The organism is Amycolatopsis sp. DSM 110486 (genome assembly GCF_019468465.1).
Classification (GTDB): domain Bacteria; phylum Actinomycetota; class Actinomycetes; order Mycobacteriales; family Pseudonocardiaceae; genus Amycolatopsis.
The window spans coordinates 9,716,216-9,739,227 of sequence record NZ_CP080519.1; the positions used below are offsets into that span (position 1 = coordinate 9,716,216).

Consider the following 23,012-nt stretch of genomic DNA (forward strand, 5'->3'; position numbering starts at 1 on the left):
CCGGGCCGGGACGGTGCTCGCCGTCCCGGCCCCGGCCCCGGGGCCCTTCCCGCGAAAGGACTCCCCATGTACCGCAAGGACGGCGAGAGCTATTTCATCGTCGACAGCCACGTGCACTTCTGGGACGGCTCGCCGGCCAACCAGGCCAACCGGTACGGCAAGGGCTTCATCGAGTGCTTCTACGACCACCACCGCACTCTCAGCCCCGCCGAGTGGCTGTGGTCGCTGGAGAAGTTCGGCAAGTACTCCGAGGAGACGCTGATCGACGACCTGTTCACGACGGGCTACGTGGACAAGGCCATCTTCCAGCCGACCTACCTCACCGAGTTCTACGTCAACGGGTTCAACACGACCGAGCAGGACGGGGCCGTCGCGGAGAACAACCCTGGCAAGTTCATCGTCAACGGCGCCTTCGACCCTCGCGACGGTGAGGCCGGGCTGGACAAGCTCGAAGCGCTGGCCGAGCGGTGGGACCTCAAGGGCGTGAAGCTCTACACGGCGGAGTGGAAGGGCGAGTCGAAGGGCTGGCAGCTGTCCGACCCGTGGGCCTATCGGTACCTGGAGAAGTGCGAGCAGCTCGGGATCCGCAACGTCCACGTCCACAAAGGACCCGCGATCGACCACAGCGAGCGGGACTCGGCCGATGTCGCCGACATCGACGACGCTGCCGTCGCGTTCCCGAACCTCAACTTCGTCGTCGAGCACGTGGGCCTGCCCCGGTTCGAGGACTTCTGCTGGATCGCCACGCAGGAACCCAACGTCTACGCCTGCCTCGCGGTGGCGATGCCGTTCATCCACACGCGGCCGCGCTACTTCGCGCAGGTCGTGGGCGAGCTGTTGTACTGGCTCGGGGAGAACCGCATCACCTTCGCCAGCGACTACGCGATCTGGCAGCCGAAGTGGCTCGTCGAGTCCTTCGTGGACTTCGAGTTCCCCGAGGACATGCAGGGCGACTACGGCACGCTGACCACGGACGCGAAGAAGAAGATCCTCGGCCTCAACGCCGCGCAGCTCTACGACCTCGAAGTGCCCGCGGAGGTGACCGCCGGGATGGCCGGTGCCCGCGCGGCCGCCGAAGCGAGTTCGAAGGTCCCGGCATGACCGCGGCGACAGCGGAAACGCTGACCAGCAGAGTCTGGCGTGCCCTGGCCGACGTCGTGGACCCCGAGTTCCACGAGCCGATCACGGACCTCGGGTTCGTGGGCGGCGTCCGCGTGCGCCTGCACAACGACCGCGGCCACTCGGTTTCGGTGCGGCTGCGGCTGCCCGCGTACTTCTGCGCGCCCAACTTCGCGTACCTGATGGTGGCCGACGCGCACGACGCGGTGCTGAGCCTGCCGAGCGTCGACACGGTCGACATCGTGCTGGAGGGGCGCGCCGGCGACGAGGTCACCGCCGCCGGCTTCGGCGGCTCGGTCCCCGAACAGGCCGGCGGTGGGCTCGCCGAGCTCCCGGCGGGCTTCCGGCGCGAGGCGCACCTGGCCTGCATGGAGCGGGCCGTGCGCAAGCTGGTGGACGAGGGCTGGCAGGTCGACGCGCAGCGGTCCCCCGAGCGCGAGAGCCTGCTGCGGTTCGCCAAGGGCGTGCGCGTGTCCATCGAGGACAGCACGAAACCGCGGTACTACCGGACCGGCGACGAGGTGCGAGAGGAGGTACCGTCGTGAAAGCGGTGCAGCTACGTGGTTACGACCGCACCCCCGAGCTCGTCGAGGTGCCCGACGCCCGCGTGCAGGGACCGCTCGACGTGGTGGTGAGGATCGGCGGCGCCGGCGTGTGCCGCACAGATCTGCACATCATCGAGGGTCAGTGGGCGGAGAAGTCGGGCGTCACGCTGCCCTACACGCTCGGCCACGAGAACGCGGGCTGGGTCGCGGAGATCGGCGAGGGTGTCACGTCGGTGTCCGTGGGCGACCCGGTGATCCTGCACCCGCTCGCCACGTGCGGGCTGTGCAAGGCGTGCCGCGCGGGCGATGACGTCCACTGTGTACAGTCGGCGTTCCCGGGCATCGACCGTGACGGTGGCTACGCGGAATACCTGCGCACCAACGCGCGGGCTGTGGTAAAGCTGGACTCCTCGCTCGAACCGGCGGCCGTGGCGGCGCTGGCCGACGCGGGGCTCACCGCGTACCACGCCGCCCGCAAGGCGGCGGCCCACCTGCACCCGGGTGAGCGCGTGGTGTCGATCGGCGCGGGCGGGCTCGGCCACATCGGCATCCAGGCGCTGAAGGCGATCAGCCCTGCGGAGCTGATCGTGGTCGACCGGTCTCCGGAGGCGCTGAAGCTCGCGGGCGAGCTCGGTGCCGACCACCTCGTGGTGGCCGACGGCTCGGAAGCCCAGGCGGTGCTCGAGCTCACGGGCGGCGAAGGCGCGGAAGCCGTCGTCGACTTCGTGGGCGAGGGCGGCGCGATCGAGGCCGGCGTGAAGATGTTGCGACGCGCCGGGAACTACTACGTGGTCGGCTACGGCGGGACGCTGGCGGTGCCGACCATCGACATCATCTCCACCGAAATCAACTTCGTCGGCAACCTCGTCGGGTCCTATTCGGATCTCGCCGAGCTCATGGTGCTTGCCGCGCAAGGAAAAGTCGCGCTGCACACCAGTAAGTACGCCCTGACCGACTTCGAGAAGGCGCTCGACGATCTGGACCGCGGCCTCGTCCGCGGCCGCGCGATCCTCGTGCCCTGACCGCCGGCAGGTTCAGCCGCGACCACGACCTCCGTACGGAAAGGACAGACATGGCCAAGGACTTGCGCTTCAACGTCGAAGCCCGCCAGCTGCTGGAGTCGGGCGTGAACGCGCTCGCCGATGCGGTGAAGGTGACGCTCGGCCCCAAGGGACGCAACGCCGTGATCGAGAAGCTCACCGGAGCCCCGACGATCACGAACGACGGCGTCACCATCGCCAAGGAGATCCAGCTGCGAAACCCGTTCGCCAACATGGGCGCGCAGCTGGTGAAGGAGGTGGCGATGAAGACCAACGGCGTGGCGGGCGACGGCACGACCACCGCCACCGTTTTGGCGCAGGCGATCGTGCGCGAAGGCCTGCGCGCCGTGGACGACGGCGCCAACCCGCAGCTGCTGAAGAACGGCATCCAGAAGGCCGTGCAGCGCGTGGTCGAGGTGCTGCAGGCCGGCGCCCGTGAGGTGACGGAGGCGGGCGACCTCGCACACGTCGCGACGCTTTCGGCGAACAACGACCCGGAGATCGGCGACATCATCGCCGAGGCGATGGGCCGCGTCGGGCTCGGCGGTGTGGTCACCGTGGAGGAGTCGCCGGCGTTCGGGCTGCAGGTGAACTTCGTGGACGGCATGGAGTTCGACAACGGCTACATCTCGCCCTACATGGCCACGGACAAGGACCGCATGGAGACGGTCTTCGAGGACCCGTACATCCTGCTCACCAACGAGAAGATCTCGAAGGTGCAGACGCTGATGCCGGTCCTGGAGCAGGTGACCCGGACGCAGAAGCCGCTGGTGATCATCTCCGAGAACGTGGACGGGCCCGCGCTGGGCATGCTCGTGGCGAACAACGTGCACAACACGTTCCGCTCGGTCGTGGTGCGCGCGCCGGGCTTCGGGCACCGACGGCTCGCGGAGCTGTCGGACCTCGGCGTATTCACCGGTGGCGAGGTCGTGACCGGCGACGCGGGGCAGAGCATCGACGCGGTGCGCCTGGAGCAGTTGGGCCGGTGCCGTCGCATCACCGTCACCGAGGGCAGCACCACGCTCGTCGGCGGTGCGGGCGCCGACACCGCGGTGTCGGCGCGGATCGAGCAGATCAAGCGGGAGCTGGAGCGCGCCGAGAACGAACACGACCAGGACAGCCTCCAAGCACGGATCGCGCGGCTTTCGGGCAGCGTCGCGGTGATCCACGTCGGCGCGGCCACCGAGGTCGAGCTGCGGGAGAAGCAGCACCGCGTGGAGGACTCGCTGTCGGCCACGCGCGCCGCGATCGAGGAGGGCATCGTCGCCGGCGGCGGCACCGCCCTCGTGCAGGCCCGTGCCGAGGTCGACAGCCTCGACCTCACCGGCGACGCCGCCGTGGGCCGCGACATCGTCCGGCGCGCGCTGGTCGAGCCCCTGCGCTGGATCGCCATCAACGCCGGCTACGACGGTGACGAGGTCCTCGCCGCCGTCGGCTCGTCCGCTCCGGGCCACGGCTTCAACGCCCTCACGGGCGAGTACGGCGACATGTTCGAGGCCGGCGTCATCGACCCCCTCAAGGTGACCCGCTCGGCTCTGCAGAGCGCGGCGTCCATCGCGGCTCTGCTGCTGACCACGGAGACGCTCGTGGTGGAGGAGATCATCCAGAACCCGGGCGCCATCATCGCTCCCGGCTTCGGTGACCTCGCGGAGGGCATGGTGCGGCCTTCCAACATCTACTGACCGCAGCCGGCCTCTGCTGACCTTTGTTGACCTGCCGGCTGGGCGCTGCCGCTCGACGGGACCGGGTGCGAAACCGGTTTCGGTCCCGTCGAGCGAGCGGCCGGGCTCTGTGCCGGCGGGGTGGAAAGTCGGCCGGCCGATCGGCACCATGCCACGCCGGCCGGCAAGTGTCCTGCGGTACGGCTTGTTGCCGGCTACTCAGGCAACAAGCCATCGGAACCGGCCAATGGCCTGGCACGCAGGCAACCCAGATGGCAAATTGCCGAACCCAACGGCATCCCGCCAACTGGTTCGCTGCTTGCCAGGGGCCGTGGCACCACGCCACACCAACTGGCAACAGACCATGCCGCATCACCAGTTGCCGGAACGACGTGGCAACCAGCTACGCCAACGGCAAATCGTCACGGCAACGGCAAGCGGCCACAGCAAATCGCCACGGCAATGGCAAGCCGCCATGGCAACGCCAAGACGGACGGCAAGGGCCAGCCGCCACAACCACGGCAACTGGCCAAGCCAACGGCGAGTTGCCACGACAGCCGCAGTAGCCGTGGGAATGGCAAGACACCACGGCAACGGCGAGTTGCCACGACAGCCGCAGTAGCCGTGGCGACGGCAAGTCGCCACACCCATGGCAAGTCGCCATGGCAAGGGCGAGGCGCAGCGGCAAGCAGCCGACAGGAACGGCAAGGTGCCACAGCCCGTGGCAAGCGGACAGCCGGACGAGTCGGTTTCCAGGGCGATCTGCCACCGCGATGGCAGGTTGCCAGCACTGATGGCAAGTGAGGCAGCCGTGTCAACGGCAGCCGGGGCGAGGTAACCAGCCCCGGCGAACCCGGACTCGGTTCCCGGCGCGGGACGCCCGCCGGGGGCCGCGGCCGGTCGTGAGTACGGGTGGTCGCGGCGCCCGGCTCACGCCCGGTCACGAGGCAGCGTGGCCTCGTGCGCCGTCTGTGCCCCTTTCGGAGGACAGCATGATCTTCATCGTCGTCAAGTTCACCGTCCGGCCCGAGCGGAGCGAGGACTGGCTCGGTCTGGTCGACGACTTCACCCTCGCCACCCGGCGCGAGCCCGGGAACCTGTTCTTCGAGTGGTCGCGCAGCGTCGACGTGCCCCACCAGTTCGTGCTGGTCGAGGCCTTCGCCGACTCCGACGCCGGCCGTGCGCACGTGAAATCGCCGCACTTCGCGGACGCGATGGCGTGGATGCCCGGCGTCATCGCCCGCACCCCGGAGATCGTCAGCCTGGACGCCCCCGGCGCCGGCTGGAGCCCGATGGGCGAGCTCCGAGTCGACTGACCGCTCCCACCACAGGCCGGGCGAGGTCCGGACCGCCGCGAAGGGTCCGGACCCGTCCGGCCGCGTCGCCCGAGAAATCACCGGAGAAATCGCCTCGGAAATCGCCCGGGAACGCCGTCAGCGCTTTCTGCCGCGCCGGCGCCGGGTCGCGCGGGTGAGGATCCAGGCCAGCGAGATCACCATCCCACCCACCGCGAGACCCCAGGCCGTGACGTCCACGGCGGGCACCCACGTGACCTCCGAGCCGCGGATGACGAACGCCCCCGTGGGGCGCGCGAAGAGCCCGAAGCCGACACCTTCCTTGTCCGGCGCCTCCTGCCCGCCGCCCCCGCCGCCGGTCACCATGGCCGCCGGGATGACAACGATGCCATCCTTCTCGACCGGGTCACTGTAGACGCGTTGCGCCGTGTACAGCTCCGCCGTGGACGCGGTGATGTCCCTGAGTCCCATGTGGTCACTCCTTCGTCGAGTCGCTGTCGGTCACGATCCTCGTCGATTACAACGTCCGGGTGAAGTCCCTGGCCACCACGGCTCACGTTGTTAGCGTGGACGCCGCTGACTCGACGGACGGTGGGGACATGACAGCATCCGTGCAGGCGCGGACCAGCACACCACGAAGAACGAACGAAGGAGTGAAACCGTTGTCCCGCAAGGAAGAGCCAGGTTTGGCGCTGAGCATCGCGCTCACGACGGCACTGGGCTTCGCCTGGGCGGCGGAGGTGGGGTTCGGTGTCGGGGTGAGCATCGGGAACCTCGTGACCGGCAACGCGCGTAAACCGCTCCCCTACTGAAAAACAACGGATAGACCACGGAAACGCCGCCGCCGCAACGAAAATCGGCTCCGGGCGGCCCGCAGCCAAGGAGCGGCACATGCTCATCGTCGCCGGGCACCTGGTCGTCGACCCCGGCCGGCGGGAGGCCTACCTCGCCGGCTGCGTGAGCGTGGTCGAGCAGGCCCGCGACGCACCGGGCTGCCTCGGCTTCTCCCTCACCGCGGACCTGCTGGACCCCGGGCGCATCGTCGTCTTCGAGCGCTGGGAGTCGCAGGCGGCCGTCGAGGCGTTCCGGGGCAGCGGCTCGAGCGACGAGCAGAACGCCGAGATCCTCGCCGCCGAAGTGGCCGAGTACGACGTTGCCGGCGTGCGCGAACTGACCTGACCGAAAAGGCTAAGACCAGATCGTCACGTACACCGGCGGCCGGAACCGCGAAGGCGGCACGCCACTGCCCGGCGCGCGCATCACGTGCATCGCCGCCGGCGTCGTCAGGAAGTGCCGCAACGAGTTGGCCGCACCCGTGCGGCGGTCGGTTGGCAGGGTGGTCACGTACCAGCACGTCGACATGGGCGTGTGGCGCGTCGGCACCACAACCAGCTCGTGGCGGCGCAGCTGCGGCGCCACCAGGTGCTCCAGCGCCACCGACACCCCGCCCCCGCTGGCGGCCGCCGACCACGCGGCCGTCTGGTTCGGGAAGACCTGGATCTCGTCGTCGGGCACGCCGAGGCGGGCCAGCAGCCGGCCGGTGTCGCTGCCCGGGTCGGCGCCCGCCGGGTCGAGCAGCCACGGCCAGTGCGCCGGGCTGCCCTGGTGGCGGCAGTGCGGCGAGCCGACCACCACGAGTGACGCGCGGAAGATCGGCGTGCAGTCGAGGTCGCCGCCGTCGCCGGTCACGTCGGGGCCCAGCGCGACGTCGGCGAGCCGGTTGGTGATGAGCACGGGCAACTCGGCGGTGCGCGCGAGCCCGGACGACGCGTCGATGGCGTTGCCCGATCTTCGCGTGAACGCCTCGAGCAGCGGGTTGGCGACGAACTCCGCGATCTCGCTGGTCACCGCCAGCTGCAAGCGCGCCGCGACGCCGTTGGCCTGGCGCACGGCGGCGTCGGCCTCGGCGCCGAGCGCCACCATCTGCGACGCGATGGGCAGCAGCCGGCTGCCGCCCGCGGTGAGTGTCATGCCGCCGGAGCGCTTGATGAGCAGCTTGTCGCCGTGGTGCTGGCGCAGCGCGGCCAGCGCCTGCGACACCGCGGGCTCGCTCACGCCGAGCGCCTTCGCGGCGTCGGTGACCGACCCCAGCCTTGCCACCAGGACGAACGCGTTGAGCTGGCCCAGTGTCATGGTCAAATACTCTCGGTAACCCCGGATCCTGGACAATACTCCTTAAGCAAAGGGTTAATCCAGCGCTGCGCAACCGCGCCCGCGGTGTTCACTCGCCCCATGGACGACGAAGCGCTGCAAGTCCTGCGCGAGGTCTGGCGCGCCCGCGGCCAGGACGCCGACGAGCTGGAAGCGGCCTGCGGGCCCCAGCGTTCGTGCAAGAACATGTCGGCCGTGGGGTTCGGCGGGCTCGCCGAGAACGGCGACCTGCACACGGCGTGGCACGACCAGCTCGCCCGCGAGGGGAAGCTGAAGCCCGGCACGAGCACGGTGCGTGACCTCGTGCTCGGCGCGGACGAGCAGCCGTAACGGGATGGCCGAGCCGGACACCGTCGCGGGGCTCACCGCCGCCCTGCGCGACGGCGCGTACCTCGCCGACCGCGGCCTCGCCACGGCGCTGCTGGTCGGACTGCGGCTGCACCGGCCCGTGCTGCTCGAAGGCGAGGTCGGCGTCGGCAAGACGGAGGTCGCGAAGACGCTCGCCACGGTGCTCGGCCGCCGCCTCATCCGGCTGCAGTGCTACGAGGGCATCGACACCGCCCAGGCCCTCTACGAATGGGACTACGCCCGCCAGCTGCTGCGCATCCGCGCGCTGCAGGACCACCAGGCCGAGTCCGGCGAGGTGGTCGAGCAGCTGTTCGGGCCCGAGTTCCTCGTCGAACGGCCGCTGCTCGCGGCCGTCCGCGCGGGCGCCGGCGCCGTGCTGCTCGTGGACGAGATCGACCGCGCCGACGACGAGTTCGAAGCCTTCCTGCTCGAACTGCTGTCCGACTTCCAGGTCACCGTGCCCGAGATCGGCACCATCGTCGCGCCCAGCCCGCCGCTGGTCGTGCTCACCTCCAACCGCACCCGCGAGCTGCACGACGCGCTCAAACGCCGCTGCCTCTACCACTGGCTCGGCTACCCGGGCGCCGACCGCGAGGTGGAGATCGTGCTCGTGCGCGAGCCCGGCGTCGAGGAGAGCTTGGCGCGCCAGGTCGTGGCCGCCGTGCGACGGCTGCGGGAGCTCGACCTCGCCAAGCCGCCCGGCGTCGCCGAGACCATCGACTGGGCTCGCATGCTGCGGTTCCTCGGCGAGCGCACGCTCGACGAACGCTCCGCCGGCGACACGCTCGGCGCCGTCGTGAAGGACCGCGACGACCTCGACGTGGTGCGCGAGCACCTCGCGGAACTCGCCTCCGGTGGCTGAGCTCACCCGCGTGCTGGTGGGTTTCGCGCGGGCGCTGCGCGAAGCCGGGCTCCCCGTGGGCTCCGGCGACGCGCTCGGCTGCTGCCGCGCGATGACCGTCCTCGACACCACCGACCTCGCCGACCTCTACTGGGGCGGCCGCACCACGCTGCTGAAGCGCCACGAAGACCTCCCCCGCTACGACGAGACGTTCCGCCGTTACTTCCTCGGCGCCGGTGAACCGCCCGCGGCGCTGCTCACGATCCTCGCCGAGTCGGGCGTCGACGCCACGCTGGCGCTGCCCGAGCCCGAACGCGCCGGCGACGAGCACGAGACCGACACGCTGCTCGGGCTCACCGCGTCCGATGTGGACAGCCTGAAACGCAAGTCCTTCGGCACCTGCACGCCCGAAGAGCTCGCCGCGATCCGCCGCATCATGGCGCGGATTCGCCTCACCCCGCCGAAACGCCGCACGCGCCGCACCCGGCCCGCGCGCAAGGGCCGCGAACCGGATCTGCGCCGCACGGTCCGGGATTCGCTGCGGACGTTCGGCGAACCCCGCGCGCTGCGATGGCGCGAACGCCGCGTGCGGCTGCGGCCGCTGATCCTCGTCCTCGACGTCTCCGGCTCCATGGCCGACTACTCCCGCACGCTGTTGCAGTTCGCCTACTCCGCCCGCAGCGCCGCGGCGGAGGTCGAGGTGTTCTGCTTCGGCACCCGCCTCACGCGGATCACCGACCAGCTGCGCACCCGTGACGCCGACGAAGCCCTGGCGCGAGCGGCCGAAGCCGTGGTCGACTGGGAGGGCGGCACCCGCATCGGCGCCGCGCTCGACGAGTTCGTGCGCACCTTCGGCCGGCGTGGCCGGTGCCGCGGCGGTGTGGTCGTGATCTGTTCCGACGGCTTCGACCGCGGTGACCCGGAGGTGCTGGCCAAGGCGGTGGAGCGGCTGTCGCGGCTGTGCCACCGGCTGGTGTGGACGAACCCGCACGGCGGCGCCCTCAGCCCGGCACCGCTCGGGATGAGGATCGCCGCGCCGTACGTGGACCTGCTGGTGGCCGGCCACGACCTGCGCAGCCTGGAGGAGCTCGCGGCAGCGCTGCCCCGAGTTCGGTGAGGAGCACCGGCGATGCGGTGGAGCGTGGGGATCGAAGCGGACGGCGAGCGCGTGTTCACTCGCGAGGAGATCGTGAGCCTGGCCGACGCGGTGGCGGCCTCGGGCGGGATCGCCAGCGGGATCGGCACCACGAGCTACGGCGCGCGCCTGCTCGTCGAGGCACCCGACCGGGAGAAGGCGATCACGCTCGCCACGGCGGAGTTCCGCCGCGCGGCGAAGGAGGCCGGGCTGCCGTCGTTGCCGGTCGGGCGCGTCCAGGCCGTCGGCGAACACGAATGATCCGCCTCGGCTCGGCTTCGGGGTACCCGTTCGAAGGCCCCCGTCTGCTCGGCGGGTGGACGCCGCCCGCCGTCGCCGCGGTGTACGCCGTGCTCTACCGCCCCGAGCCCGAATCCCGGCCCGAGCGCTACGCCGTGGTGTACGTCGACCACGCGGACGACCTGTCCCAGGCGAGCCTCCCGTGGCGGCACCCGCGCGCGCAGTGCTGGATCGCCCGCGCGGGCTCACGGTGGAAGGTGCACATCTGCACCTACGAGGTCCCCGGTGGTCTGCCCGCGCACCGCGAGCAGATCGTCCGCGAGCTCGCCGCCGTCTACCGGCCGCGCTGCAACGAAACGCAGTTCGACCACAGCTGGGCCGAGGAGTGGATCGGCCACGAGCGCTGAGGCGCCCCTCTCATCCCCCACGGATGAGGCCGCGTCGCTCGGTCGGCGGCGACGATGCTCGCGGACACGACCGGAGCCCGTGATGCGTCGTGACGGAGCTGGAGGCAGGGATGACATCGACAGCCATCGAGCCGCCGCGGGCGGACGTCCTCGTGATTTTCGGGATCACCGGCGACCTGGCGAAGGTGATGACCTTCCGTTCGCTCTACCGCCTCGAGGCCCGCGGGCTGCTCGACTGCCCCGTCGTGGGGGTGGCCGCCGACGACTGGACACTCGATCAGCTCATCGAACGGGCCCGGTCGTCGATCGAAGCGACCGGAGACCTCGACAAGGCGGTCTTCGAGCGGTTCGCCGCCAAGCTGTCCTACGTCAGCGGCGACTTCACCGACCCGGCCACCTACGAGCGGGTCGGAACCGCGGTCAAGGGCGCCGCGACACCGGTGTTCTACCTGGAGATCCCGCCGTTCCTGTTCGCCCGAGTGGTCAAGGGACTGTCCGAAGCCGGGCTGACCACCGGTGCCCGGCTCGTCATCGAGAAGCCGTTCGGCCACGACCAGCAGTCCGCCCGTGCGCTCGCTGATGAGCTGCACCAGTACGTCGACGAGGCGCAGCTGTTCCGGGTCGACCACTACCTGGGGAAAATGGGGCTGCAGGAGATCCTCCACCTGCGTTTCGCCAACGCCGTTCTCGAGCCGCTGTGGAGCCGCAACTACCTCGAGTGCGTGGAGATCACGATGGCGGAGAGCTTCGGCGTCGAGGACCGCGGTCATTTCTACGACCCGGTCGGCGCGTTGCGCGACGTCGTCGTCAACCACCTGATGCAGGTGGTGGCGGCCGCCGCGATGGAGCCGCCGTCGCGGGGCGACCCGGTGACCCTCAAGGAGTCGCAGGTCGGTCTGTTCCGAGCGGTGGTGGAAGCGAATCCGGCCCACTACGTGCGCGGGCAATACCGCGGCTACCTCGACATCGACGGCGTTCCCCGCGACTCGGCCACCGAGACGTTCGCGGCGCTGCGGCTCGACATCGAGAACTGGCGCTGGGCCGGCGTGCCGTTTTTCATCCGGACCGGCAAGCGGCTGCCGGTGACGCAGACCGAGCTGCGGCTGGTGTTCAAGCGCCCGCCCAAGCTGGGTTTCGGGCTCGTCGGACACGCGGCGCAGCCGAACCAGCTCGTCCTGAGGCTCGACCCGTCGACCGGGGTCCGGATCCAGGTCGACGCGTTCCGCGCGGACGTGGCCCGCATCGCGCCGATCGAGCTCGACATGGAGTTCGCGGACGAGGGCGGCGAGGGCCCGACACCGTACGAGGTTCTGCTGCACGCGGCGATGATCGGGAACAGCACCCGGTTCTCCCGCCAGGACGGCGTCGAGGAGACCTGGCGGGTCATGCAGCCGCTGCTCGACGCGCCGCCGCCGGTGCAGGCCTACGAACCCGGAACCTGGGGGCCGGCCGCGGCCGACCAGATCACGGCCGGGTTCGGCGGCTGGCGCACGCCCTGGACGTCCCGCTGACCAGGCTCGGCCGAGCCGCGCCGGTGGCCGGTCGCGACCCGAAGTGCTCCCGCGTCGGCCGTCCGCCTCAGGAACGGCCGGCCGACGTCGTGGAGTCGCCTCGGTCGAGAGAGATGTGCGGAGCGTCCGCCTCGTCGTCTCCCCAGACGATGCGGTGGGGTTTCGTGGACCACTCGACGATCGCGGCGTGGTCGCGCTCGAAATAGTCCCACGCCCACGACATGAAGGCGTCGACCCTGCTGTGCACCCCGCTCAGCAGCATCGCGTGGACCCCGAGCCAGGCGGCGAACGCGAGGGGCCCGTCGACCTGGTGCCGGTGCTTGCCGACCTCGGCGACGGCGGCGTTGCGGCCGATCATGGCCATGATGCCCTTGTCCTTGTAGTGGAACGGTTTCGCCGGCTGTCCGGCTCGCCGGCGCAGGATGTTGGCGGCGGCCCACTCGCCGGACTGCTGGGCCACGGAGCCCAGTTGCGGCAGCGTCCCTTTATTCCGCGCCGGGATGTTGGCGGCGTCTCCGATCGCGTACACGTCCGGGTGTCCGTCGACCGTCAGGTCGGGCAGCACGTCGACGCGCCCGCCACGACCGGTCCCGAGGCCGGCGGCGGCCTGCACCACGGGGGCCGCCGACTCGCCGCCGCCCCAGATGACGGTGCGGGTGCGGATGGCGGTGCCGTCGTCGAGCTCCACCCGGTCGGCGTGCACCGCCGCGACTCCCGTGTCGAGCCGGGGCTCGGCGCCGTGCTCGATGAGCCGCTTGTGCGCGTACTGGTGCGACCGGTGGGAAAAGGCGCCGAGCAGCCTGCTGCCGCGGTCGATCAGGAAGATCCGCCCGGAGGTCGGGATCCGCTCCATGGCCGCGAGGGCGGTCATCAGCTCGGTGAGCGCGCCGGTGATCTCGACGCCGGTCGGGCCGCCGCCCACGACGACGATGTCGAGGGCGTCCTCGCCGAGCCGTTTTTCCGAGACCTCCCGCACCAGGTCCTGCACGTGAAGCCGGAGCCGCACGGCGTCCGCCACCGAGTAGAGCGGGAACGCGTGCTCGGCGGCGCCCGGGACACCGAAGTACTCGGGCTGCGCGCCGGCCGCGATCACCAGGTGTGATCCGCTGATCTTCTCGCCGCCGGACAAGGTCAGGCCGAGGCTCGCGATGTCGAGCTCCGTGACGCGCGCGGTGCGGATCTCGACCGTCGGGTGGTCGCGGAAGATCACCCGGTGCGGGCGCGCGATGTCTTCCGCGGGCAGCTGCGAAGTGGCGACCTGGTAGAGGAGTGGCTGGAACTGGTGGTAGTCGTTGCGGTCGACGAGGGTCACCCCGATGCCCTCGTCACCGAGGCGCCGGGCACACGCGACGCCCGCCAGCCCGCCGCCCAGCACCACGACGTTCCGGTTCCCGGTTCGCTGCTCGGTCACAGTGACAGCTCCGCCATGAAGTCGGACAGGATGATCCGGCTCGCCGCCTGGATCAGGGCGAGGTGGGAGAACGCCTGGGGGAAGTTGCCCAGGTGCCGTGCGCGGTCGACTTCGAACTCCTCCGCGTACAGGCCCAACGGCGACGCGATCCGCAGCAGGCGCTCCATCAGGCTGCTCGCCCGGTCCATTTCGCCCACCATCGCCAGCGCGGAGACCAGCCAGAACGAGCAGATGAGGAACGTGCCTTCCTTTCCGGACAGCCCGTCGTCGGTCTCGTCGGTCTTGTAGCGCAGGACGTAGCCGTTCTCGGTCAGCTCGTCGGCGATCGCGTCGACCGTCTTGCGCATGCGTTCGTCGGTACCCGGCAGGAAGCCGAACAGAGCCGCGAGCAGAGTCGAGGCGTCCAGCGCGTCGGTGTCGTAGTGCTGCCGGAACACGCCCCGTTCGCTCAGGCCGTGCTCGAGGATGTCCGCGCGGATCTCGTCCGCCGTCGTGCGCCACTGGCTCTCGAGCTTGCCGTCGTCGCGGATGTTCGCCAGCTTGGCGGCCCGGTCGAGCGCCACCCAGCCCATCAGCTTCGACGACACGTAGTGCTGCGGCTTGCCGCGAGCCTCCCAGATGCCCTGGTCCGGCTCGCGCCACACCGCGGTCGCGGCCGCTGCCTGCGATTGGACGAGCGGCCACAGCCGGCGCGGCAGGTGCTTGCTCCTGGCGGTGTGCAGCAGAAGCGAGTCCAGAACCGCGCCGAAGACGTCGTTCTGGCGCTGGTCGAACGCACCGTTCCCGACGCGGACCGGCCGGGCGCCTTCGTAGCCGCCGAGATCGTCGCGAGTGGACTCGGCCAGATCCCGGCGTCCGTCGATGCCGTACATGATCTGCAGGCCGCCGTCGCTGTTCGGCTCGAGGTCGCCGACGAACTGCATGAAGTCGCCGGCTTCCCAGTCGAGGTTCAGGTAATGCAGCGCCTGGAGTGTGAACGTGGTGTCGCGGATCCAGGTGTAGCGGTAATCCCAGTTGCGCTCACCGCCCGGCGCCTCGGGCAACGACGTCGTCAGGGCCGCGACCGTCGCGCCGGTCGGCATGTAGGTCAGGCCTTTGATGGTGAGCGCCGAGCGCTCGAGGGGAAGGCGCAGTGGGTGGTCCGGGATGCGGGCCCGGGAGAGCCAGCTGCGCCAGAACTGGACCGTCGCGTCGATCCGGGCCTGCGCCTCCGCGACGTCGGCCGGCGAGGCCAGCCCCTCGGCCCACGACAGCGCGCAGAACGCCTTGTCGCCCTTGGTGAGCACGTGCCGAGCCCGCGCGGTGCCACCTTCGATGCCGATGAGCATGTCCGTGCTCAGCCGGAAGGTCTGGCCGGCCCCGGTCGCGTCGGCGCGGTGATCGTCGCCGACGATGGTCCAGACGGCAGGCTCCCGCCCGTAGTCAAACGCCGGCTCGCAGACCAGCTCGACCTCCAGCTCACCTTCGAGGCACTCGACGGTGCGCACGAGCAGGTGGTCGGCGTCGCTGTCGGCGGGTGGCCTCGTGTGGGGCGTGACCGTGTCGGGGCCGCGCCGGGGGCCCATCGTCAGGGCATCGTGGACCAGCAGCCAGCCGCGGGGCGTGTGCCAGGTGGTGGTCATGACGTTGGTACCCGGCACGTAGGCGCGCGAGGTCGGCACGTTGATCCCGTAGGGACCGAACCGGAAGGAGCCGGCTCCGCGGTCGAGCAGGTTGCCGAAGCTGCTCGGGGCGTCGAACGCGGGCACGCACAGCCAGTCGATGGACCCGTCCGGCGCCACCAGGGCACCGGTGTGGCAGTCGGACAGGAACGCGTAGTCGGCGATCCGCGGGAAGGGCGAGGTCGTGGCGTTCACGGGGGCTCCTTCACATTCGTGACGCGCGAGGTCGCGGGCCTGCTTCGACGATCGATGGACCGGGCGGCGCGGCAATCACCTTTCGCAGGTGATTGCGGTACGGCTCAGCCGGCCTCGGTGTCGACGATCCGGTCGGCGGCGTCCTCGACACCTTCCTCGGGGAGCAGCCGGCGCTGGTCAAGCACGTAGAGCAGCACGAAGCCCGGCAGCACGATCAGCACCGCCAGTCCCACGGCGACCAGCAACGTGATCAGGGTTCCGGTCGGTGCGGCCGCGGCGGAGACGGTGACGCTCTCCGGCAGCAGGTACGGCCACTGGGCGACACCCCAGCTGAAGATGATGCAGGCGACCGCGACGACGGCGAGCACGCGCGCGCCGCGGGCCGCGCCGCGGACCAGCAGCACCAGGGCACCGAACCCGCTCAGGACGCTGAGCACGACAGGGGGCAACGCCCACGAGATCAACCGGTCGAAGACGTGCGGAGCCGAGGCGCTCAAGACGACGAAGCCGATCACGGCGACCACGGCCGCGGCGACGGCGCTCAGCACGGCGCGGCGGCGGAAGTAGCCCGCCAGATCGGTGTCACCGGCTCGCCGTGCGTCCCTGACGAGGTACACCGCCGCCAGGTAGGCCGCCAACACGACCGCCAGCCCACCTGTCACGAGCGAAGTCCGGTTGAGCCAGCTGCCCACCGGGTCGCCGGCCTTGCCCCCGGCCGGCACGCGACCGGACGCGATACCGCCCGCGATCGCGCCGAAGCAGAAGGGCACGAGCACCGACGAGAGGGCGAACAAGCCACCGAAGACCCGCCGGAAGCGCACGGTGACCACCGTCTTGCGGAACGCGAAACTCGCGCCGCGCAACACGATCCCGAAGGCCGCGATGGCCAGCGGGACGAACATCGTGTCGAGGCCTTGGACGACGGTCGACCGGCCGGTGCTGCATCGCGTCGTTGAAAATCACCGCGAGCGGGTCGACGTCGACGATCTCGCCCTGCGCGTTCGCGGTGAACCCGGAGGGGGCGTTCATCCAGGCGTTCGCGGCGACCACGGAGATCGAGCCGAACACCCCGGCGAGGACGATCGGCACGCCGGTCCAGAAGTGTGTCCACGGTTTCAGCCGGCGCCAGCCGAAGATGTAGATCGCGACGAAGATCGCCTCGGTGAAGAAGAACAGCCCCTCGAACGCGAACGGCACGCCGAAGGCTTCGCCCCAGGTCCCCATGAAGTGCGGCCAGATCAGCCCGAACTCGAAACTCAGCACGGTCCCGGTCACCGCGCCCACCGCGAACGTCACGGCCATGTACTTCGACCACCGCTGCGCGAGCACCAGCGCGGCCCGGTCGTGGCGGCGCACCGCCCGATAGTTCGCGATCAGCGTCATGAACGCCCACGACACCCCGAGCGGCACCAGGATGATGTGGAACCCGAGCGTGAACGCCATCTGCGAACGCGCCCAGGGCACGGGATTCACGGCGGCGGCCGCGTTCGCCAGACCGGTCAACGTCTCGCCCACGATCACCCCTGCCCGCTTGCCCGTGCACCGGCCCCAGCCGCTCGGAGGGTTCGCCGGTTGTAGCGATGCCCCCGATCGCGGCGGGGCGGAAACTGCGGCTGCCGCCCGCAGTCGACAGCCGGCACGGCAGAATTCGGGGGTGACAAATCTGATCGAGATGAGTGAGCGCGAGTACTTCGCCTTCTTCGCCAAGCGCACCGGCATGTTCATCGGCCGGACGACGCTCAGCGGAACGACTGCCTTCATGGCGGGTTATAACCACGCTGCCAGCCGACACGGCGGGCCTGGCCTGGATGGTTGGCGCGAGTGGCTGATGGCGAACCATGAGGTCAGTCGCAACCTCGCCTGGCAAGCCCAGATCGAGCAGATCGCCCTTCCGGATCGGCAGGGCGGGACCGTCCTCACGCCCGAGCAGGAAGCACATGTTCTCGAGGTGCTCTTCGAGTTGCTCGACGAGTTTCTCGCCGAACGGGAGAGCTCTGCTTCACAGGCTTGACGCATCACCTGGTAGTTCGGATGGCCTCGCTTCCACGATGGCGAATTCGACAGGTCGTCGCGGCGGCGCTGGTCAAGGTGCTGGTGTCGGGACTGTCGCGAAGCGTTGGCCCGCCGCGCCGGCGCCGAACAGGGTCAGTGCGACGCGAACCCCACCGCGTCGTGCAACCGCGAACGCCGCGTGCCCGAAGCCGGGCGCGCGGGCGGGCGTTCCTCCGTCGGCGGCGCGTAGGTCGCGCCCGCCACGATCTCCTCCGCCATCCCGTACAGCAGCGGCAACGCGCCGGCCACCACCGCGCCCGTGCGGTTGATGTGCGAGACGCCCGGCACGATCGCCTCGGCGTGGGTGTTGATGCGCCGCAGGGTGTCCGCGCAGTCCTCCAGGTTCGTGGCGATGCGGGCGAGCAGGCCGCCGACCCAGAACAAGTACACCGCGAGGCCCGCGATGAGCAAGACGATGTCGACGACGGTCAGCACGATCAGGGTGGTGGTCACGATTTCACCTTTCCGAGCACACGGCCGAGGAACAGGTGGTGTTGCAGGCCCTCGGCGAGCACGGCGTCGACGCGCGTGGCCGTGACGGGGATCAGGTCGGTGTGCTGCGTGTTGTCGGCGGCGCCGTGCAGCGTGTCGCGGATGCCCGCGACCCGGCGGTCGATCACCTTCACGTAGCGGATGAGCAGGCTCAGCAGAGCCACCACCACGAGGATCACCACGAACCCGGCGGCGATGGCGATCCACCACAACGTCTCGTCCTGTGTGGACACCCGGATCAGCCTCCCAGCCGCTCACGGCCGCGCCGCAGACCGGCGACGATGACCTCGGCGTGGTCGATGGTGGTGCGCAGCTCGGCCAGCGGCGCGGTGTTGCGTTCGGCCGCCTTGAGCTCGTCGTCGATGAGCGGCGCGGCCCGGCCGATGGAGCGCGCGAGCGCCAGGATCGGCACCACGAGCGCCACCACGACGAGCACGATGACGACCCCGATCGAAAACCCGATGATCCAGCCCGTGGTCACGACACTCCCCCTCTCACACCGACTCGCAGAAGTCGCGCACCGGCTTGAGGTTCGCGTTGACCGAGCCCAGCGCGGCGGGCACGGGCGCGGTCTCCTCCGCGATAACGCGCACGCCGCCCAGCACGCTGCCGAGCGTGCGGCGGACGTGGCGCAGGTGCAGGATCACGCGGAGCAGGCCGACGGCGGCGAACAGGATGATCAGCGCGCTGATGGCCAGGGTGGCCCAGGCGGCGGCAGGCATGGCGGAACTCCTTCAGCCCAGCAGTTTCGCGACGCTGCCGGCGTACCGGGTCGCGCCGACGGCCACTTCGCCGATGGTGCGGTCGGTGCGCGCGAGCGCCTCCGGGACGGGTTCGAGCTGCCCCGCGAGGCGCACGCCGCCCACGAGGATGTCGTCGGCCGCGGCGCGGATCCGCTCGACGGCGGCCAGCACGCGGTTGAGCAGGGCGATCACCACGGGCAGCACCACGAACAGCAGCACGGCGTTGCCGATCCACCACAGGACCACGGTTGCCTCCTCAGGCCGGGGTGCTCGGGTAGGGCGCGAAGAACCGGCGGAACACGCGCCTGAGCGCCATGAGCGTCGCCTGCAGGCCGATCGTGAACCCGCGGGCCGGGGCCGCCGCGTGGCGCGCCGCCGCCTCCCCGCGTTCGGCGCGCGCGATGGCCTCCTGCACGTTGAGGGCGAACTGGCGCATCAGCACCGACGAGACGTCGGCGATCATGCCCCGCCCGTACTGCGCGGCGGCGCCGGACACCTGCAGGTCCTGCTCGAAGTCGACGCGGGTGCCCACGTCCGCGCGGGCCAGCGTCGCCGTCACGACCATGGCCGCCTGGCCCCGGCCGCGGGCTTCGGCGCCACTCGCGTCGACCACGAGCCGGCGGGCGTCCTCGTCGCGCGAGGTGATGGCCGCGACGCCGTCGAACTTCAGCGACACCGGCCCCAGGCGGACGCCCACGCGGCCGCGGTAGTGCTCGTCGCCGAGGTCCTCGGTCAGCTCGGCGCCGGGCAGGCACGTCGCCACAGCCGGCACGTCGTCGAAGAACCGCCAGACCTTGTCCACGGGCTGCGCGACCTCGAACTGGTTGCGGATCAGCATCGGCTCTCCTTCTTGGCGTACGCGCCGGGGTCGCGCAGGAAAGCGGCGCGGCAGCCGGCGCAGCAGAAGCTGTACTCGTGGCCCTCGAACACCACCGGGTCGTCGACCTCCACGGTCATGCCGCACACCGGGTCGACGGCCGCGGCCTCGACCTGCCCCGGCGATCCGGGCGGCACCCCGCGGGCCGCCCGGATCCGCACGAGCTCGGCCAGGATCGCCACGGCGATTTCCCGGTGCGACACACTGCCGAGGTCCAGCCCGGCCGGCACCTGCACGCGGTCCAGCTCGTCGCCCGGCACGCCCCGGTCGGCGAGGTAACCGAGCACGCTCGCCCCGCGGCGGCGCGAGCCGACGAGCCCGACGTACGCCGGCCGTGCGGCGAGGGCTCGCTCCACCGACTCTTCGTCGTGGTGCCCCTGCGTCGCCACGACCACAAAGGACCGCTCGGTCACCGCGTCCAGCTCCGTGTGCTCGACGAGCTGCGCGTGCCAGCCGAGCGAACCCGCCAGCTCCACCAGCGTGTGCGCCATCGGCGAGCGCCCGACCACCACCAGGTGCGGCACGGGCTGCACCGGCTCGATGTAGACCTCCAGCGCGCCCTCGCTCTGGCACGAGATCGGCACCACCGTCATGCCTTCGGGCACCGCCGCGCCGAACTGCTCCAGCGAACCGAGCAGCAGCAGCCGGGGCGTGCCTTCGACGAGCGCCTGCCGGGCCTCGCGGATCACGGCCGGCTCGGCGCACGCGCCGCCGATCCACCCGCGCAGCTCGCCCTCGGCCGTGATGATCGCGCGGCAGCCCTGCTTGCCCGACGACGGGCCCTGGCGCCACACCACGGTCGCGAGCGCGAACGCCTCACCGCGGCGGGCCAGCTCCCCGGCGTGGGTGAGGACGTCCCAGCCGTCGGATGAGTCCATAGTAGACATCTCAGGCACCTCAGTCGTCTGTCCGCACGGGCGGCGCACCGGACACGTCGTGGCGCTGCGTCAGCGCTTCCCACACGCGGTCGGGCAGCAGCGGCATGTCGATGTTGCGCACGCCGGTGTCGTCGAGGGCGTCCATCACGGCGTTCACGAAGGCCGCCGGCCCGCCGACCGCGGCGCACTCCCCCACGCCCTTGGCGCCGATCGGGTGGTGCGGTGACGGCGTGACGACCTCGCTGTGCAGCTCGAACCCCGGCGTCTCCCACGCGGTGGGCAGCAGGTAGTCCATGTAGTTCGAGCCGACGCAGTTGCCCTCGGCGTCGAAGGTGATGAACTGCATGTTCGCCATCGCGTAGGCCTCGGTGAGCCCGCCCATGATCTGGCCCTCCACGATCATCGGGTTGATGCGCACGCCGCAGTCGTCCACGGCCACGGTGTTGAGCACGTCCCACACACCGGTCTCGGGGTCCACTTCGACCGTGACGATGTAGACCGCGAACGGCCAGGTCAGGTTCGGCGGGTCGTAGTAGGCGTGGTTCTCCAGCCCGGGCTCCATGCCGTCGGGCATGTTGCCGTACGCCGCCATCGCGCACTCCTGGATGGTCACGCCGTGCTCGGGCACCCCGCGCACCGAGAACCGGCCGAGCTCCCACTCGAGGTCCTCTTCGGACACTTCGAGCAGGTGCGCGGCGAGCTTGCGCGCCTTGGCCCGGATCTTGCGCGACACCATGGAGATCGCCGCGCCCGCGACCGGCGTGCTGCGCGAGGCGTAGGTGCCCATGCCGAACGGCGCGGTGTCGGTGTCGCCCTCCTCCACCGTGACGTCGTCGGCCGGGATGCCCAGCTCGTGGCTCACGATCTGGGCCCACGTGGTCTCGTGACCCTGCCCCTGGCTCTTCACCCCGACCCGAAGCAGCGCCTTGCCGGTCATGTGCACGCGCAGCTCGGCCGAGTCGAACATCTTGATGCCGAGGATGTCGTACTCGCGGCTGTTGCCGGCGCCGAGCGGTTCGGTCATCGTGGAGATCCCGATGCCCAGGCGCCGCCCGCGTTTGCGCGCCTCTTCCTTCTGCCGCAGGAAGTCCTCGTAGCCCACGGCTTTCAGCCCCACGTCGAGGCACGCCTCGGGCTGGCCGGAGTCCACGAGGAACCCGAACGGCGTGCGGTGCGGGAACGCGTCGGCGCGCACGAAGTTGCGCCGGCGGAACTCGGCCGGGTCCAGCCCGAGGTCTTTCGCGGCTTGGTGGACCATGCGCTCCTGGAAGAACATCGCCTCGGTGACGCGGAACGAGCAGCGGTACGCGACGCCGCCGGGCGCCTTGTTGGTGTAGGTGCCGCGCGCGGTGAGGTGCGCGGCGGGCACGTTGTAGCAGGCGAACGTCGAGTGCAGCAGCCCGATCTTGAACTTGCTCGGCTGCGCGTCGGCGAAGAACGCGCCGTGGTCGGCCTCGGCGTGCATGCGGACGCCGAGGATCTTGCCGTCTGCGCGCAACGCCATCTCGCCGTCGAGGTACATGTCGCGGGCGAACCCGGTGGAGATCAGGTTGCCGGTCTTGTCCTCGATCCACTTCACGGGCCGTTCCAGCAGGATCGAGCACAGGATCGAGCACACGTAGCCGGGGTACACGGGCACCTTGTTGCCGAAGCCGCCGCCGATGTCCGGCGAGACGATGCGGATCAGGTGCTCGGGCAGCTCGGCGACCATCGCGACGGCGGCCCGGATGATGTGCGGCGCCTGCGTGGTCATGTACACGGTGAGCTTCTGCGTCGCGCGGTCGAAGTCGGCCACGGAGCCGCAGCACTCGATCGGCGAGGGGTGCGAACGCGGGTAGTGCAGCCGCAGTTTCGAGACCACGTCGGCCTTCTCGAACGCCGCGTCCGTGCCGGTCTGGTCGCCGACTTCCCAGCGGTAGACGACGTTGTCGGCCTGACCCGCCTTGTCGTCGCGGATCAGCGGCGCGCCCTCGGCCACGGCCTGGCCGGGGTTCACGATCACGGGCAGCGGTTCGTACTCGACATCGATGGCCTCGCACGCGTCCTTGGCGATGTAGGGGTCGTCGGCGACGACACACGCGACTTCCTGGCCCTGGAACCGCACCTTGTCCGTGGCGAGCACGGCCTGGGTGTCGTAGGAGAGCGTGGGCATCCACGCGAGGTTGCGGGTCGCGGCCATCTCGCCGGTGAGCACGAGCCGCACCCCCGGGATCTCCCATGCGCGGCTGGTGTCGATCGACTTGATCCGCGCGTGCGCGAGCGGGCTGCGCAGGATCTCCATGTGCAGCATGCCGGGCAGCACGATGTCGTCGGTGTAGTTCCCGCGCCCGCGGATGAACCGGTTATCCTCCACCCGCTTGCGGCTGACGCCGAGCCCGCCGATCTTGTTCTCGTCCAACGCCTGCGACAC

27 protein-coding genes and 1 pseudogene are annotated in these 23,012 nt (G+C 70.6%); 14 read left to right on the plus strand and 14 right to left on the minus strand.

Features of this window, described 5'->3' with window-relative positions; all coding sequences use genetic code 11:
* The first annotated feature begins 66 nt into the window (after positions 1-66).
* The 5 genes from K1T34_RS46850 to K1T34_RS46870 all read left to right on the plus strand — a co-directional run bounded on the left by K1T34_RS46850 (position 67) and on the right by K1T34_RS46870 (position 5,681).
* Positions 67-1,101, plus strand: a complete 1,035-nt coding sequence (locus K1T34_RS46850; RefSeq protein WP_220241243.1) for an amidohydrolase family protein — start codon at positions 67-69, stop codon at positions 1,099-1,101.
* The gene (locus tag K1T34_RS46855; RefSeq protein ID WP_220241245.1) at positions 1,098-1,664 is read left to right on the plus strand and encodes an iron-sulfur cluster assembly protein; all 567 of its coding nucleotides are present in this window, start codon (positions 1,098-1,100) and stop codon (positions 1,662-1,664) included. The genes K1T34_RS46850 and K1T34_RS46855 overlap by 4 nt, the downstream gene beginning before the upstream one ends.
* The gene (locus K1T34_RS46860) at positions 1,661-2,686 is read left to right on the plus strand and encodes an NAD(P)-dependent alcohol dehydrogenase (RefSeq protein WP_220241247.1); all 1,026 of its coding nucleotides are present in this window, start codon (positions 1,661-1,663) and stop codon (positions 2,684-2,686) included. The genes K1T34_RS46855 and K1T34_RS46860 overlap by 4 nt, the downstream gene beginning before the upstream one ends.
* Before the next feature lie 50 nt (positions 2,687-2,736).
* Positions 2,737-4,386, plus strand: a complete 1,650-nt coding sequence (groL, locus tag K1T34_RS46865; protein ID WP_220241249.1) for a chaperonin GroEL — start codon at positions 2,737-2,739, stop codon at positions 4,384-4,386.
* 971 nt (positions 4,387-5,357) lie between these two features.
* Complete coding sequence (locus K1T34_RS46870; protein ID WP_220241250.1) at positions 5,358-5,681, plus strand: putative quinol monooxygenase; 324 nt, start codon at positions 5,358-5,360, stop codon at positions 5,679-5,681.
* 117 nt (positions 5,682-5,798) lie between these two features.
* Here the strand turns inward: K1T34_RS46870 and K1T34_RS46875 are convergent, their stop codons facing one another.
* Entirely contained in the window at positions 5,799-6,131 is a 333-nt protein-coding gene (locus K1T34_RS46875; RefSeq protein ID WP_220241252.1) for a hypothetical protein, read from the minus strand.
* A 191-nt stretch (positions 6,132-6,322) separates the two neighbouring features.
* Here K1T34_RS46875 and K1T34_RS46880 point away from each other — a divergent pair, with 191 nt between their 5' ends.
* Together K1T34_RS46880 and K1T34_RS46885 are read left to right on the plus strand one after the other, a co-directional pair.
* On the plus strand, positions 6,323-6,472 hold the full coding sequence (locus tag K1T34_RS46880; RefSeq protein ID WP_220241254.1) for a hypothetical protein: 150 nt from the start codon (positions 6,323-6,325) through the stop codon (positions 6,470-6,472).
* 79 nt (positions 6,473-6,551) lie between these two features.
* A complete protein-coding gene (locus K1T34_RS46885) occupies positions 6,552-6,839 on the plus strand; it encodes a putative quinol monooxygenase (RefSeq protein WP_220241255.1) in 288 nt (95 codons plus the stop codon).
* Between the two features lie 9 nt (positions 6,840-6,848).
* On the opposite strand, the gene K1T34_RS46890 is transcribed toward K1T34_RS46885, so the two are convergent.
* Positions 6,849-7,793 (minus strand): LysR family transcriptional regulator, encoded by a 945-nt coding sequence (locus tag K1T34_RS46890; RefSeq protein ID WP_220241257.1) that lies wholly within the window; start codon positions 7,791-7,793, stop codon positions 6,849-6,851.
* 99 nt (positions 7,794-7,892) lie between these two features.
* Here K1T34_RS46890 and K1T34_RS46895 point away from each other — a divergent pair, with 99 nt between their 5' ends.
* The 6 genes from K1T34_RS46895 to zwf all read left to right on the plus strand — a co-directional run bounded on the left by K1T34_RS46895 (position 7,893) and on the right by zwf (position 12,293).
* Entirely contained in the window at positions 7,893-8,141 is a 249-nt protein-coding gene (locus tag K1T34_RS46895; RefSeq protein WP_220241259.1) for a hypothetical protein, read from the plus strand.
* A gap of 4 nt (positions 8,142-8,145) precedes the next feature.
* Positions 8,146-9,021, plus strand: a complete 876-nt coding sequence (locus K1T34_RS46900; protein WP_220241261.1) for a MoxR family ATPase — start codon at positions 8,146-8,148, stop codon at positions 9,019-9,021.
* Complete coding sequence (locus K1T34_RS46905) at positions 9,014-10,117, plus strand: VWA domain-containing protein (protein WP_220241263.1); 1,104 nt, start codon at positions 9,014-9,016, stop codon at positions 10,115-10,117. The genes K1T34_RS46900 and K1T34_RS46905 overlap by 8 nt, the downstream gene beginning before the upstream one ends.
* A 12-nt stretch (positions 10,118-10,129) precedes the next feature.
* A complete protein-coding gene (locus K1T34_RS46910) occupies positions 10,130-10,396 on the plus strand; it encodes a hypothetical protein (protein ID WP_220241264.1) in 267 nt (88 codons plus the stop codon).
* On the plus strand, positions 10,393-10,782 hold the full coding sequence (locus K1T34_RS46915) for a hypothetical protein (RefSeq protein WP_220241265.1): 390 nt from the start codon (positions 10,393-10,395) through the stop codon (positions 10,780-10,782). Before K1T34_RS46910 ends, K1T34_RS46915 begins: the two co-directional genes overlap by 4 nt.
* 110 nt (positions 10,783-10,892) lie before the next feature.
* Positions 10,893-12,293 (plus strand): glucose-6-phosphate dehydrogenase, encoded by a 1,401-nt coding sequence (zwf, locus tag K1T34_RS46920; RefSeq protein ID WP_220241266.1) that lies wholly within the window; start codon positions 10,893-10,895, stop codon positions 12,291-12,293.
* A 67-nt stretch (positions 12,294-12,360) separates the two neighbouring features.
* Here zwf and K1T34_RS46925 read toward each other — a convergent pair whose 3' ends face one another.
* The 4 genes and pseudogenes from K1T34_RS46925 to K1T34_RS54165 all read right to left on the minus strand — a co-directional run.
* Positions 12,361-13,704, minus strand: a complete 1,344-nt coding sequence (locus K1T34_RS46925) for an NAD(P)/FAD-dependent oxidoreductase (RefSeq protein ID WP_220241267.1) — start codon at positions 13,702-13,704, stop codon at positions 12,361-12,363.
* The gene (locus tag K1T34_RS46930) at positions 13,701-15,560 is read right to left on the minus strand and encodes a glycoside hydrolase family 15 protein (RefSeq protein ID WP_220241268.1); all 1,860 of its coding nucleotides are present in this window, start codon (positions 15,558-15,560) and stop codon (positions 13,701-13,703) included. The genes K1T34_RS46925 and K1T34_RS46930 overlap by 4 nt, the downstream gene beginning before the upstream one ends.
* A gap of 104 nt (positions 15,561-15,664) precedes the next feature.
* Positions 15,665-16,462, minus strand: a complete 798-nt coding sequence (locus tag K1T34_RS46935; protein ID WP_220241269.1) for a cytochrome d ubiquinol oxidase subunit II — start codon at positions 16,460-16,462, stop codon at positions 15,665-15,667.
* Between the two features lie 43 nt (positions 16,463-16,505).
* A pseudogene (locus K1T34_RS54165) lies at positions 16,506-17,321 on the minus strand (cytochrome ubiquinol oxidase subunit I); the annotation flags it as partial.
* On the opposite strand from K1T34_RS54165, the gene K1T34_RS46945 reads away from it, so the two are divergent.
* Positions 17,215-17,571: a hypothetical protein gene (locus K1T34_RS46945; protein ID WP_255638067.1), complete on the plus strand. Its 357-nt coding sequence runs from the start codon at positions 17,215-17,217 to the stop codon at positions 17,569-17,571. The pseudogene K1T34_RS54165 and the gene K1T34_RS46945 sit on opposite strands and share 107 nt — an antisense overlap.
* A gap of 134 nt (positions 17,572-17,705) precedes the next feature.
* On the opposite strand, the gene K1T34_RS46950 is transcribed toward K1T34_RS46945, so the two are convergent.
* From K1T34_RS46950 to K1T34_RS46985, 8 genes are read right to left on the minus strand one after another with little or no spacing between them, the layout of a single operon-like run.
* Positions 17,706-18,065, minus strand: coding sequence for a hypothetical protein (locus tag K1T34_RS46950; RefSeq protein ID WP_255638068.1), 360 nt, complete (start codon positions 18,063-18,065; stop codon positions 17,706-17,708).
* Complete coding sequence (locus K1T34_RS46955; protein ID WP_220241270.1) at positions 18,062-18,337, minus strand: hypothetical protein; 276 nt, start codon at positions 18,335-18,337, stop codon at positions 18,062-18,064. The genes K1T34_RS46950 and K1T34_RS46955 overlap by 4 nt, the downstream gene beginning before the upstream one ends.
* Positions 18,338-18,342: 5 nt before the next feature.
* Positions 18,343-18,585 carry a hypothetical protein gene (locus K1T34_RS46960; protein WP_255638069.1) on the minus strand — a complete coding sequence of 81 codons (243 nt, stop codon included), beginning with the start codon at positions 18,583-18,585 and terminating at the stop codon, positions 18,343-18,345.
* Between the two features lie 13 nt (positions 18,586-18,598).
* Positions 18,599-18,826 (minus strand): hypothetical protein, encoded by a 228-nt coding sequence (locus tag K1T34_RS46965; protein WP_220241271.1) that lies wholly within the window; start codon positions 18,824-18,826, stop codon positions 18,599-18,601.
* Between the two features lie 12 nt (positions 18,827-18,838).
* Positions 18,839-19,093 (minus strand): hypothetical protein, encoded by a 255-nt coding sequence (locus K1T34_RS46970; protein WP_220241272.1) that lies wholly within the window; start codon positions 19,091-19,093, stop codon positions 18,839-18,841.
* 10 nt (positions 19,094-19,103) lie between these two features.
* Positions 19,104-19,685: an SRPBCC family protein gene (locus K1T34_RS46975; protein WP_220241273.1), complete on the minus strand. Its 582-nt coding sequence runs from the start codon at positions 19,683-19,685 to the stop codon at positions 19,104-19,106.
* Positions 19,679-20,602: an XdhC family protein gene (locus K1T34_RS46980; RefSeq protein ID WP_220241274.1), complete on the minus strand. Its 924-nt coding sequence runs from the start codon at positions 20,600-20,602 to the stop codon at positions 19,679-19,681. The genes K1T34_RS46975 and K1T34_RS46980 overlap by 7 nt, the downstream gene beginning before the upstream one ends.
* A 19-nt stretch (positions 20,603-20,621) precedes the next feature.
* A complete protein-coding gene (locus K1T34_RS46985) occupies positions 20,622-23,012 on the minus strand; it encodes an aerobic carbon-monoxide dehydrogenase large subunit (RefSeq protein WP_220241275.1) in 2,391 nt (796 codons plus the stop codon).

Coding starts and splice junctions, on each gene's coding strand:
- K1T34_RS46850 (WP_220241243.1), top strand. CDS start 67: ATGTACCGCAAGGACGGCGAGAGCTATTTCATCGTCGACAGCCACGTG.
- K1T34_RS46855 (WP_220241245.1), top strand. CDS start 1,098: ATGACCGCGGCGACAGCGGAAACGCTGACCAGCAGAGTCTGGCGTGCC.
- groL (WP_220241249.1), top strand. CDS start 2,737: ATGGCCAAGGACTTGCGCTTCAACGTCGAAGCCCGCCAGCTGCTGGAG.
- K1T34_RS46870 (WP_220241250.1), top strand. CDS start 5,358: ATGATCTTCATCGTCGTCAAGTTCACCGTCCGGCCCGAGCGGAGCGAG.
- K1T34_RS46875 (WP_220241252.1), bottom strand. CDS start 6,131: ATGGGACTCAGGGACATCACCGCGTCCACGGCGGAGCTGTACACGGCG.
- K1T34_RS46885 (WP_220241255.1), top strand. CDS start 6,552: ATGCTCATCGTCGCCGGGCACCTGGTCGTCGACCCCGGCCGGCGGGAG.
- K1T34_RS46890 (WP_220241257.1), bottom strand. CDS start 7,793: ATGACACTGGGCCAGCTCAACGCGTTCGTCCTGGTGGCAAGGCTGGGG.
- K1T34_RS46895 (WP_220241259.1), top strand. CDS start 7,893: ATGGACGACGAAGCGCTGCAAGTCCTGCGCGAGGTCTGGCGCGCCCGC.
- K1T34_RS46900 (WP_220241261.1), top strand. CDS start 8,146: ATGGCCGAGCCGGACACCGTCGCGGGGCTCACCGCCGCCCTGCGCGAC.
- K1T34_RS46910 (WP_220241264.1), top strand. CDS start 10,130: ATGCGGTGGAGCGTGGGGATCGAAGCGGACGGCGAGCGCGTGTTCACT.
- K1T34_RS46915 (WP_220241265.1), top strand. CDS start 10,393: ATGATCCGCCTCGGCTCGGCTTCGGGGTACCCGTTCGAAGGCCCCCGT.
- zwf (WP_220241266.1), top strand. CDS start 10,893: ATGACATCGACAGCCATCGAGCCGCCGCGGGCGGACGTCCTCGTGATT.
- K1T34_RS46935 (WP_220241269.1), bottom strand. CDS start 16,462: ATGTTCGTCCCGCTGGCCATCGCGGCCTTCGGGATCGTGTTGCGCGGC.
- K1T34_RS46965 (WP_220241271.1), bottom strand. CDS start 18,826: ATGCCTGCCGCCGCCTGGGCCACCCTGGCCATCAGCGCGCTGATCATC.
- K1T34_RS46975 (WP_220241273.1), bottom strand. CDS start 19,685: ATGCTGATCCGCAACCAGTTCGAGGTCGCGCAGCCCGTGGACAAGGTC.
- K1T34_RS46980 (WP_220241274.1), bottom strand. CDS start 20,602: ATGGACTCATCCGACGGCTGGGACGTCCTCACCCACGCCGGGGAGCTG.